10 protein-coding genes are annotated in these 12,322 nt (G+C 47.6%); 9 read left to right on the top strand and 1 reads right to left on the bottom strand.

Going from position 1 to position 12,322, the window contains the following annotated elements; all coding sequences use genetic code 11:
• Nucleotides 1-246: 246 nt before the first annotated feature.
• The 9 genes from NIAKO_RS14725 (at nucleotide 247) to NIAKO_RS14765 (ending at nucleotide 9,449) form a co-directional block, all read left to right on the top strand.
• Complete coding sequence (locus NIAKO_RS14725; RefSeq protein WP_041348644.1) at nucleotides 247-2,922, top strand: valine--tRNA ligase; 2,676 nt, start codon at nucleotides 247-249, stop codon at nucleotides 2,920-2,922.
• Nucleotides 2,923-2,959: 37 nt separating this feature from the next.
• On the top strand, nucleotides 2,960-3,583 hold the full coding sequence (locus NIAKO_RS14730) for a phosphatase PAP2 family protein (RefSeq protein ID WP_014219243.1): 624 nt from the start codon (nucleotides 2,960-2,962) through the stop codon (nucleotides 3,581-3,583).
• Between the two features lie 104 nt (nucleotides 3,584-3,687).
• Nucleotides 3,688-4,311 (top strand): phosphatase PAP2 family protein, encoded by a 624-nt coding sequence (locus NIAKO_RS14735; RefSeq protein ID WP_063721342.1) that lies wholly within the window; start codon nucleotides 3,688-3,690, stop codon nucleotides 4,309-4,311.
• 363 nt (nucleotides 4,312-4,674) lie between these two features.
• Nucleotides 4,675-5,532, top strand: coding sequence for an STAS domain-containing protein (locus NIAKO_RS14740; protein WP_014219245.1), 858 nt, complete (start codon nucleotides 4,675-4,677; stop codon nucleotides 5,530-5,532).
• A gap of 10 nt (nucleotides 5,533-5,542) precedes the next feature.
• Nucleotides 5,543-5,968 (top strand): STAS domain-containing protein, encoded by a 426-nt coding sequence (locus NIAKO_RS14745; protein ID WP_014219246.1) that lies wholly within the window; start codon nucleotides 5,543-5,545, stop codon nucleotides 5,966-5,968.
• Nucleotides 5,949-6,362: an anti-sigma regulatory factor gene (locus NIAKO_RS14750; protein WP_014219247.1), complete on the top strand. Its 414-nt coding sequence runs from the start codon at nucleotides 5,949-5,951 to the stop codon at nucleotides 6,360-6,362. Before NIAKO_RS14745 ends, NIAKO_RS14750 begins: the two co-directional genes overlap by 20 nt.
• Complete coding sequence (locus NIAKO_RS14755) at nucleotides 6,355-7,371, top strand: ATP-binding SpoIIE family protein phosphatase (protein ID WP_014219248.1); 1,017 nt, start codon at nucleotides 6,355-6,357, stop codon at nucleotides 7,369-7,371. Before NIAKO_RS14750 ends, NIAKO_RS14755 begins: the two co-directional genes overlap by 8 nt.
• 6 nt (nucleotides 7,372-7,377) lie before the next feature.
• A complete protein-coding gene (locus tag NIAKO_RS14760) occupies nucleotides 7,378-9,021 on the top strand; it encodes an ATP-binding protein (RefSeq protein WP_014219249.1) in 1,644 nt (547 codons plus the stop codon).
• Entirely contained in the window at nucleotides 9,021-9,449 is a 429-nt protein-coding gene (locus tag NIAKO_RS14765) for a response regulator (protein WP_014219250.1), read from the top strand. Before NIAKO_RS14760 ends, NIAKO_RS14765 begins: the two co-directional genes overlap by 1 nt.
• On the opposite strand, the gene NIAKO_RS14770 is transcribed toward NIAKO_RS14765, so the two are convergent.
• Nucleotides 9,430-12,246 (bottom strand): TolB family protein, encoded by a 2,817-nt coding sequence (locus NIAKO_RS14770; RefSeq protein ID WP_014219251.1) that lies wholly within the window; start codon nucleotides 12,244-12,246, stop codon nucleotides 9,430-9,432. The genes NIAKO_RS14765 and NIAKO_RS14770 overlap by 20 nt on opposite strands.
• Nucleotides 12,247-12,322 lie beyond the last annotated feature (76 nt).

Here is a 12,322-nt window from a genome sequence, read left to right on the forward strand (position 1 = left end):
TCCGGTATCTGACTAAGGTATTGGGATAGACATTATTTTGTAGGCATCTGGCTAAATCGCGAGGTGCTTTTTTTATGCCCGGGCAGAAGGCAGAGAAATGAAGAACTGTGTATTGCTTGCTCCGCCAGCTGGCGGATGCGGCTTGAAGCTGTCTTCCTGCCCCCTGCCTTTTTCTTTGCCCTGTGCCCTCTGCCCTTTGCCCTTGTTTTAGTACCTTTGCCCTCCCTTAAAGCAGATTATAAATCTATGGAACTAAGCAAGAATTATCAGCCCGAAGGCGTAGAGGACAAATGGATTAAGCATTGGAAATCAAAAAGATATTTCAACAGTACCCCCGATGAGCGCAAGCCGTTCACCGTGGTGATACCCCCACCCAACGTTACCGGGGTATTGCACATGGGGCACACCCTCAACGAAACGGTGCAGGACATACTGGTGCGCAAGGCCCGCATGAGCGGCTTTAACGCCTGCTGGGTACCCGGCAGCGACCATGCTTCTATTGCCACAGAAAGCAAGGTGGTGCAAATGCTGGAAAAGGAAAAAGGCATCAAAAAAAGCGACCTCACCCGCGAGGAGTTCCTGAAACATGCTTATGAATGGAAAGAAAAATACGGCGGCATCATTTACCACCAGATCGAAAAACTAGGCTGCAGTGTTGACTGGGACCGCGTTTCCTTTACCATGGACGCCGATTATTACAAGGCTGTTATCAAGGTTTTTATCGACCTCTACAATAAAAAAATGATCTACCGCGGCGCCCGTATGATCAACTGGGACCCCGCCGCCAAAACCGCCCTCAGCGATGAGGAAGTGGAATACAAGGAAATTCAGGGTAAACTATATTACGTAAAATACGCCGTAGCCGGGGCCGATGGCCAGCCTACCGCTGAATTTGTTACCATTGCCACCCAGCGTCCGGAAACCATCATGGGCGACTCGGCCGTGTGCGTAAACCCCAATGACGAACGTTTTGCCCACCTGAAAGGCAAAAAAGTGATCGTTCCCCTGGTAAACCGCGCCGTTCCGGTGATCTTCGACGAGTATGTTGATCCCGCATTTGGTACCGGCGCCCTGAAGGTTACGCCCGCACACGACATCAACGACTATAACCTGGGGTTGAAACACAACCTCGCCGTAATTGATACCCTTAACGAGGATGGCACCCTGAACGCAAACGCCGAAGTATTTATAGGTATGGAGCGTTTTGCCGCCCGTAAAAAGGTAGTGGATACGTTGCAGGAGCAGGGTTTGCTTCTAAAAGAAGAGGCGTACACCACCCGCATCGGGCTGTCGCAACGCAGCATGGCGGTAGTAGAGCCCCGCATTTCAACCCAATGGTTTGTGACCATGAAGCCGCTGGCCGAAAAAGCATTGGTTGCCGTAACCAGTGGCGATGTAAAAATTCACCCGGGCGAAAAATTCATGGCCACCTACAAATACTGGCTGGAAAATATTAAAGACTGGTGCATCAGCCGTCAGCTGTGGTGGGGTCAACGCATTCCCGCCTGGTACGACGACAAAGGCAATTGCTATGTAGCGGAAACCGAAGAAGAAGCTGTTCGCCAATGGGCTACCAATACCAATTCCATCAATCCATCTGGCAAGATAGATAATCCATACACCGTGCATCCCCTGAAACAGGACGATGATGTGCTGGACACCTGGTTCTCGAGCTGGTTATGGCCTATGGAGGTTTTCAAAGGAATAACCCATCCCGGCAATCCCGATATCAACTACTACTACCCTGGTTCGGTACTGGTAACCGGTCAGGACATCATCTTCTTCTGGGTAGCCAGAATGATTATGGCGGGCATGGAATTCATGGATATGAAACCATTCAGTGATGTGTATTTTACCGGAATGGTGCGTGATAAGCTCGGCCGAAAAATGAGTAAGCAGCTGAACAACTCCCCCGATCTGCTGATGCTGATCGATAAGTTCGGCGCCGATGCGGTTCGCTTTGGGATCATGATCAGCGCTCCTGCAGGTAACGACCTGTTGTTTGATGAAACTTCTCCCGAACAGGGAAGTAAATTCAATAATAAGATGTGGAATGCGCTGAAGCTGGTGAAAATGTGGGAAGCCAAGGTCGGCAATCGGCAATCGGCAATCGGCAATGAGCAAACACCTTTTGCAATAACCTGGTTCGAAAACAGGTTGCAACAGGCTAAAGCGGAAATTGAACAACACTATAAAGACTTCAAACTTAGTGAAGGATTAAAAACCCTTTATTCACTGATCTGGACCGACTTCTGTAGCTGGTACCTGGAATGGGTGAAACCCCCAATGGACCAGCCTATCGACAAAACGGTGTATGAAAAAACAGTTTCATTCTTCACTGAACTGTTGCAATTATTGCATCCTTATATGCCGTTTGTTACCGAAGAGCTCTATCATTTGCTGGCGCCCCGCACCGAAGACCTGTGCATAAAACAATTTACACCGGCCCAAACTTATGACGCCATTGTATTGCGTGAAGGTGAATTGTTAAAAGATGTTATAACCGGCCTGCGTGATGTAAGAATCAAGAACCAGATCAAAACAATAGAGCCGATTAAACTGTATATACAGAGCGACAACAATGAGCTGTACAAAGCCATTGAAACCATATTACTTAAACAGGTAAATATCGAGCAAATATCTTTTGTTACAGAACCTGTAGTGCAAACCATTACAACGGTGATTGACAAAGATAAATTCTATATTGAAACTGAACGCCCCGTAGATAACAGCGCCCAAAAAGACCAATTATTAAAGGACCTGGACTACTACAAAAAGTTCCTCGAGTCAGTTAATAAAAAGTTAAGCAATGAACGCTTCGTACAATCTGCAAGGCCGGATGTCGTTCAATTAGAGCAAAAGAAAAAAACGGATGCTGAAGAAAAGATCAAGGCCATCGAGGAAAGCCTTTCAAACCTCTAACTGTAAGCAAACCCCGGTTTCAACAATATTCAAAAGCATGCTGCTTGGCGCAGTATGCTTTTGTTGTTTCAAACCGAAAGCAGTAGCGCAAAGCAACAAGTACAGTCTCGATCAACACATTTTAATGGAGTTCCAGGAAGGCCGCAATGTTGGCAAAACCCGGGTAATGGAAGGTATTTCCAATACCACGGAATTTGCAAGTGTTGCCGTGCCGGCCGCCATACTGGTGGCAGGGCTTATCGACAACAACAGCTCTACCATTAAAAAGGGATTGTACCTGGCCGAATCGGCCGCCGCCAGCACCTTTATTACCTTCGGCATGAAGTATGCCTTTCAACGGTCGCGCCCTTACCTGGTAACGCCCGGACTTACCAAAGTAAGCGGGGGCGGTGGTCCCTCTTTTCCATCGGGACATACCTCTGTGGCCTTTGCCACTGCTACCTCATTAACCCTGGCCTATCCCAAATGGTACGTAGCGGTTCCGGCTTACGCCTGGGCCGCCTCAGTAGGTTATTCAAGAATGTACCTGGGCGTGCATTACCCCAGCGATGTACTGGCAGGCGCCGTAATTGGGGCCGGAAGCGCCTGGCTAATGTACAAAGCCAACAAGTGGTTGTTCAAAAAGAAACCTGGTGTTAATGAGCTGCGTCCGGCGTTTTAGAACGGACTTCCTGGTCAACTGGTTAACCGGTTAACTGTTCAATAACATTCTTCTTCTAATTTTTCACAGAATAAGGTTGTAAGTTGAGGTTGAAACCCATAAAAATGCGCATCCGATACCTCTTACTATTTGTAGTGTGCTTATCGTTTATACAACCAGCCGCCCATGCCCAACGCGTCAGCCTCGATATGCAGGTGCTTGATGAAATGATGGAGAACCGGCATGAAGACCCGGTTGAGTTTTATCAGCACGTTTCCAACACCACCAATTACATAAGTATGCTGGTGCCGGCATCGGTACTGGCAACAGGCCTTGTTCGCGGCGACAAGATCACCATCAACAAAGGATTATATTTGGCAGAAACCCTGGTTGCCTCCACCCTTATTACAACCGGGTTAAAAGAAACTTTTAAACGTAACAGGCCGTTCAAAGACCATCCCTGGATAATTCCCGCCAGTGACGGCGGCAGCCCCTCCTTTCCATCGGGCCATACTTCCGAAGCCTTTGCTACCGCCACCTCACTAACTATGGCTTATCCCAAATGGTATGTAGCCGTACCAGCCTTTGCCTGGGCCTCCACCGTTGGGTATTCGCGCATGTACCTGGGCGTTCACTATCCCAGCGATGTATTAGCAGGCGCCATTGTTGGGGCCGGAAGTGCGTGGCTGATGTGGAAGGCGAATAAGTGGCTGGCGCATAAAAAAGCAGCGCCGGTTCCGGTTAACTAAAGTAAACGGAGAAGGCAAAGGGCCCTCCTGCGCTAAAGCTTCAGCGACACGCGGACGGCGGGCGAGGGCGAGGCAGAGAAATAAAGAATTAAAAATGAGAAACAGAGGAATGTAGAAGTGAATATAAAAAATATCGAATATTAAATATTGAATATCGAATGTAGAAGTGAAAAACGGGTTAACTTGTCAACCTGTTAACCTGTCAACACGCTCCTTCCCCTATCTGCGCTATCAACTCTGTCAACCTTCCCGTGTCGCAATTGACGCAATTCCCCACTTTTTTCTCCATTCCCGCTGGCAAAAGAATTGCTTCTACCCACTTTCATTGAACCAGTAACTTTAAAACTCAACCTCTTTAAAAAAATGAAGCACGACATTTCCAGGCTCCTCCAAAAGAAAAAGAAAAATATTATAGAAGATTGGATGAACATGCAGCTCGCGGATGCGGGATTACGCGAAGATTTGATGAGTAACGATGAGCTGCGCGAACAGAGTGCTGAGTTGTTGGACGCGTTGTTAAAAGCGCTCACGTCTGAGAATTTAAGCGATTTCAATACCGAGGGCTTCAACACGGTGTATGAAATTCTCTCCGGCATTTCCATCTCCCGCGCCCGGCAGGGGTTCTCGCCCCGCGAAACCGGCATCTTCGTGTTTAGTCTCAAAGACGCCATCTTAAAATCATTGATTGTCGAATTATCGAACGACCAGGAAGCGCTGGTAGAGACCCTGATTGTTATGAATAAACTGCTCGACAATCTTGGCATTGTAACCTTCGAGACCTACATAAAAGGCCGGGAAGAAGTGATTTTGCGGCAATCCGATGAGATCTCCGAGATCTCTACACCCGTTATCAGGGTATGGGACGGCATTCTGGCGCTGCCTATCATTGGTACGCTTGATAGCGCCCGCACCCAGGTGGTAATGGAAAGCCTGTTGCAGAACATAGTCGATACCGGCAGTACCATTGCCATTCTCGATATCTCCGGCGTACCGGCGGTTGACTCCCTGGTGGCCCAGCACATAATTAAAACGGTGGCCGCTACCCGCTTAATGGGAGCAGAATGCATCATCAGCGGCATACGCCCGGAAATTGCACAAACCGTTGTTCACCTCGGTATCGACCTCTCCAGCATAGTTACCAAGGCAAGCCTGGCCAATGCTTTAAAGTATGCTTTTGCCATGCTGAAATTAGATGTTAAACGTATTCAAAAAGATAAATAGTTAATCGGTTATGGACAGGATACCTATTCTCAGAATGGGGAATTTTTTACTCGTTACTATACAGATCGATCTGTATGATCGCCTTGCTACCAACCTAGAGAGCGACCTGGTACAAATGGTTAATAAAACGGAGGCTAAAGGTGTTTTGATAGATATTTCCGCCCTTAGTATTGTTGATTCGTTTATGGGTCGCATTTTAGGCAACATTGGCAACATGGCGCGCATTATGGATGCGGAAACAGTGGTGGTGGGCATGCAACCTGCCGTTGCCATTACCCTGGTTGAATTGGGGCTGGAATTAAAAGGCGTTCATACGGCACTGAATGTAGTAAAAGGTATGGAGTTGTTACGAAACAAAATTAATGACCTTGATACCGGTGAAAATGACGAAGAGTCGGCAGAAGAAATAGCAACCAATGAGGATAGTACTGAATAAGGACTCCATGAAAATAGAAAAGGAACAGGACGTTGTTCCTTTTCGCAACCGCGTAAAAGAATACGCGGTAAAAATTGGAATGAGTGTTGTCAATCAAACCAAATTAATAACGGCAGCCAGCGAACTGGTAAGGAATATGTTGAAATATGCCGGTGGCGGCGAAACGAAAATAGAAGTGATCAGCGAAGGCCGCAACAGCGGCATTCGGCTGGTCTTTGAAGATAAAGGTCCTGGTATAGCCGACATTGCACTGGCTATGAAAGATGGCTTTTCAACCGGCAAAAGCCTGGGCCTTGGCCTGCCGGGCACAAAAAGACTGGTAAACGAATTCGACATTAAGAGCAGCGTTGGTGAAGGCACTATCGTTACAATAATTAAATGGAAAAATGGTTGATAATGCACATGTGCTGTTTAAAGCAAACGACAGAAGCTATTTTGCCATCTTAAAAAAAGAGATCCGCGCGCTTGCCCACACCCTCAACTTTAACGAACGCCAGATTGGAGAAATAGACATCATTGTTGCTGAGATGGCCAGCAACCTGGTGAAGCATGCCGGGGGCGGACAAATCCTCGCCAGGCTGGTTCGCCACAACGACAATGAGGGTATCGAGCTTATCAGCATTGATAACGGAGCTGGTATTAATGATGTAAATAAAATGGTGCGGGATGGAGAAAGTACCGGGAATACCCTGGGTCTTGGCCTCGGCGCCATGCAACGGCTGTCAGATACTTTTCAGATCTACTCAGTGAAAAGCTGGGGCACAATTATTTTATGCCGGAAATATGTTAACGGATTAACGCTTCATTTAAAACCACCCTTCGCAGAAATAAGATCGGTAGTAGTTCCAAAGCCCGGAGAAACGAAGTGCGGGGATAGTTTCTTCCATATTGAAAACAAAAATCATATAAAGCTTTTCCTGGCCGATGGCCTGGGACATGGCGCAGAAGCCGCCCGGGCAGTACAGGAAGCAGGTATTGCTTTTGCCAATTGTCAGGAGCTGGACCCTCCTGATATTTTACGTTATATCAATTTGAACGTTCGTAAAACAAGAGGACTGGTAGGCACCGTGGCCATTTATGATATCGCAAAAAAAACCTGGAACCTGTGCGGGGTTGGCAACATTTCCACTAAAATTAGTGGTCCCACAATGAGTAAAAATTATATGTCTTATAACGGCATTATAGGTTTAAATCTGCCGCGGGTAATGAACAGTCATCAGATCGTGCATGAAAAAGGTCAGTATTTAATCATGTGCAGTGATGGCCTTCGCAGCCGGTGGGAAACGTTAAAGTATACCGGCATCTTACGATACGACCTTACTATACTGGCGGCATCACTGAACAAAGATTTTACCCGTACTACCGACGATTCATCTGTAGCGATCTGTAAAATAAACACCTGAGCGACCATGGAAGATATTGCAAAAGTTGTCCTTGAAAATGAAATGGATCTGATCATAGCGCACAAACGCTCCATGAAACTGGCTGAAATGCTGGGACTGTCCCTTTCTGCCCAAACATCTTTTGCAACCGCCGTATCGGAAGTAGCCCGCAACACCATCGAGAACGGCAAAAGCGGCTCCCTGGTGCTGGGGGTTGATGGTACCAAAATCAATAAACAGGTACAATTTGTTGTAGCCACCATAAAGAATGAAAAGAACTCCTACAATAGCCTGAACGGCCTTGAATATGCCAAGAAGCTGGTGAATAAATATTCAGTTTCAACCAATAAAGATGCAGAAACCCTGATAGAGTTATTTTATGGCATTCCCCACCGCATAAAACTTGACTTTCCCCAGCTGGATGAATGGCGCACCGTGTTCCGGAATGAACCTGCCTTTTCCCCCTACGAAGAAATAAGAAAGCAAAATGAACGGTTACAGGAATTGACCGCCCAGGTGCAAAAAAGCGAAGCCCAGTATAAAATGCTCACCAATTCGCTGCCCCTGATGATCTTTTCACTGAACGCAACAGGCTTGCTGATGTATGCCAATGAATGGCTGCAACGCTATACCGGCGAAAGCATTGAATCGTTAAATACAAGCCAGTGGAAACAGGTAGTTCATCCCGGCGATTATGATTCCTTTATCCTGTTCTTCAATAATAAAATACCGCAGGAGGCCGCCTCTATTAAAATTCAGGCGCGCATAAAAGAAAAAGACAATGACGACTACCTGTGGCACCAGGTATCGCTGTCGCCCTTTCAGAACGACCGCGGCGAACTGCAATACTGGATAGGTTATCTCGTAGACATCCATGCGCAGAAAGTATATGAAGAAACCCTGAAGGATAATTTTGAATTAAAACAGGTGCAGGAAGAACTGAAAGACCATCAGAATAAACTGGAACAGTCTATTGCAGAACTGAATCAAAGTAATTTTGAATTACAGCAATTTGCCTTCGTAGCCTCGCACGATCTGCAGGAGCCCGTGCGCAAACTGATGCTGTACAGCGATTATATGCTTAGCCGGCATACCCATAATATGGATGAAAAAGGTATTGAATACTTAAAGATCATCCATAGTGTGTCTGGCCGCATGCGCAACCTTATTAAAGACCTGCTGGCCTTTTCACAAATAAGCAAATCCGAGATCGCCTTCTCTCCCGTTGACCTGAACAATATAGCCCGTTTTGCCCTGCAGGACCTGCAGCTGCCTATTGAAGAAAAAAAGGCAATAATAAACATTCAGCCCCTGCCATCGGTAACAGGTGATGAAAGCCTGTTGCGCCAGCTGTTTGAAAACCTTATCACCAACTCATTAAAATATTCCCGGAAGAATGTACCCCCTGAAATAAACATCAGCTATAAGCAGGTGGAAAACAACCATGAGATCATATTTTCTGACAATGGAATTGGGTTCGATGAAAAATATGCACCGCAGATCTTTAAACTGTTTCAGCGGCTGCATGCCCGCGACCAGTATGAAGGCACAGGGTTGGGACTGGCCATTTGTTTAAAGATTGTTGAAATACACCGGGGCGCTATCCGCGCCACCTCCAGCGAAGGGAAAGGAGCCAATTTCTTTGTTTCACTACCAATACGAACTGCATAATGGAAAACACTGCATTAAAAATATTAGTAGCCGACGACGATGCCGATGACCGCGCTATTTTACAGGATGCCATGGCAGAGCTGGAAGCCGGTCAGGTGCTTTGTTTTGCCCAGAATGGTGAAGATGCCCTGCGTATTCTGGGAAGAGATTTCAATGGCGGTTATAAACCCGCATTGATCATCCTGGACCTGAACATGCCCAAACTGAACGGCACCGAAACCCTGCGCCACATCAAAAACGACGACCGGTATAAAACAGTTCCGGTGATCATTTACAGCACCTCCTTAAACCCCATGGAAAAGGAAAAATGCATGCTGCTGGGCGCACACTCCTACATCACCAAACCAGTTACCTTCAAAGAAAGTATGGATACCGCCAGATCATTCCTGGCATTTTGTGAAAAATCGCCTACCGTCCCAACAAATTAATTGGTAAAATAAACTCCCACTGGTTGGGATCATATCCGCGCAGCTGGTTCAACATGCGGCTGTAGCGAAAGCCAAAACTTACATTGTACTCGTTCCACCATTTGGTATCAAAATACACTTCACCGCCGGTTGATTTAAACTCCAGGTAATGATTATCCCGGTACCATTTCAGGTAAGCATAATCATAAAACGCATTGCCGCGCACCCGCAGAAAGTATACAATATTCCCAATCCCGAAATCGGGATATACCAGGGGAAAATGATAATTGAAACCCACTTTGTACATATCGGGGATCGAGTACTGGTTTACCGCCGGGTACCCGCGTGGAATAGGAAAGCTGCTGCCGAAACTGTAATCGCCAACGGTATCACGCTTCTGGTACGCGCCGGTGATTACCAGGCTATGCGTTCGGGCCACGCCCGGCAAATACAGGGCAGCGCTTGTTAACCATTGAAACCCGCTTAAATTGGTTACAATCTGGCGGTACCGCGAAAGGAAGCTAAAGCCAAACCTGGGATAGATCTGTTGTTTGGCCACCTGCGATTGCAAAGTCAGTGAAACCGAGGCATCGAAAAATTCAAACTGCTCATCCCTGAATCTGTTCTTGCTGGCCAGTGTATAATTCACCTGGTGATGGTTGATGCCGCCCGTAATATTCAGCTGGCGGTACAGTCTGCCTCCATTGAAAGTAAAAGGGAACTGCAGGCCCAGGCGGCCGTTCAGTTCGTTCCAGGTCCTGAAGGGCGTGTCGGTTTCTTTACGATCGAAGGTTTCGGCTACGCCCAGGGTGAGGTAAGGAAACAAAGCACCGTATACAGCGCTTGCGCCTACCTCTTTATACTTTTCATTGGTATTATAATTGAAATAGATCTCGGTTTGCAGCGTGTTCAGCACGTTCTCCCCAATAAGGGAGAAGGTATAGTCCGGATCGGAAATATATGGCCGCCAGCTGTGAAAATTAACCAGGTTAAAGGCCTTGTGGTACCGGCTGATGGAATATGGCCTGGTAGTATCCACGCCTATAGGCGCATCCTGGTTTAACCCTGCCAGTTCATACGGGATCGCAATAGCCTGCGTAAACGCATCAGCGCTTACCGGCTGCCAGCTTTCTGCGCCAACGGACTGCTGAACCAGGTGATAACCTGCTGCCGTAAAAGCCGTATAAATGACCTTATTGTTCAACGCGCTCCACTGGTAATTGCCGGTGCCTTTATTGGCCGGCGTTTGCACCTGGTATAATTGTTTGTTCACCAGGGCCAGCAGATCGTCCTGCTGATGGCCTGCCGCTGTAAAGGTGATGGTATCGCCCCGCACCGAAGGAAAACCTACTATCCGTTTTGAAAACGGCAGCAATTCCTCCACCGCGCCATTGTTGATGTTCACCAATGCCATCGTGTTATCGCCGTTGCTGGTACGCACGGCTGTAACCACTGTTTGGGCATCATAAAACTTGGGATGGCTATAGAACAGCTGTCTGGGATTGGGAACCTTCTTCAATACGGCGCCGGTTGTGGCGTCCAGGATGTGTAAACTGGCCGCCCCGCCGGGTTGAACCGCCACCGCTACAATAGCTTTTCCATCGGCAGAAATATCTGGCGCAAAGTATTTTGAAAGATGGGTGATAACCCGCTCTTTACCCGTATGTACATCCATCACCCGTACCACACTGTAATCCTTCCAGGCCCACCGTACATCGGCTTCATAGGCGGCGTATACAATGCGCCCGTTGCGGTAGGAGAAATAATTATCCAGCGAAATTGATTTTGTTCTCAGGCGGGTATCGGTACCGGTGGTAAGGTTGTGCAAATAGAACGCGGGGATTTTTTTATAACTGCTTTTAACCAGCACCACGGTATTGGCATCTACCCATTGCGGAAACTCATCGTCACCGGCAAAATGTTTTTGTTGTTTGGCCCAGTCGCTCACCGCATCATTGCCAAGGGAATCGCTGCCGGCCTTGAAATAATTGATCGCATTTTTGCGGAACTCTTTATAAGTAATGTTGCTGTACTTTTTTATACCGTGCTGGAAAGGATAGAACACCCCGTTGTACCGAACGGCGTCGTCAGTTACCTTCTTCCAGAAATCGGCTCCGTATTTTTCGCGGCCATAAGCCACCTGCATATAACCCAGCCGGTAATGGTCGGGTACAAAATCGCGCAGGGAGCCATTGCGCAGTTTCATCCAGGAATAGTTTTTATCGGCCCGCCACAACGAGCGGTAATCGTTAAAGAAGAACGACAGGCGGCCCCTGCCCTGCTGGCTTTTCAGCGTTTCCTGGTACACGGCATCCCCCTCCCAGAACCAGTTGGGCACCGCAGCGCTGTTGGCCAGGGAAAGCCCGTCCTGTCCGAACAGGTAATACGCTACCCGCGACAGGCCTTTACGAAAGTTATTGAACTGCTGCACATGCCTGAACTCATGCAGGGCCAGCGAATGCGACCAGAGCGTGGTGCCCAGGTCGAACGGGTTTTGTGCCGGCATCAGGTTAAACTCACTGCGCCAGGGCCCCAATGCCACATAGGCATTGGAGATAGTTGTATATGGTTGTAAAACGATGCTGATCTTGCGCAGGCGGGTTCCAATGGTGGGGGCAGTTTGGATGGCCAGCTTTTGCACAGTAGCCGCCACATCTGTCGCCTGTTTTTCAAGCCCTAACCCCTGGGGAAAAATAACCCGGATGCTATCATTATTGATCTGGTTCCATTTGGTAGCGGGTGAATGACCGCCGAACTGCTGCGCCTGGATAAAACTAATTGCCAACGTGCAACAGGTAAAAAGAAATAGTTTTCTCATTTAAGGGACTAATGTAGGAATGAAAATAATGCCTTTTTTTCATATTGGATCAATGGGCTTCAAAGAATCGGCAGAC

This window comes from Niastella koreensis GR20-10 (assembly GCF_000246855.1).
In the GTDB taxonomy this organism is placed as follows: domain Bacteria; phylum Bacteroidota; class Bacteroidia; order Chitinophagales; family Chitinophagaceae; genus Niastella; species Niastella koreensis.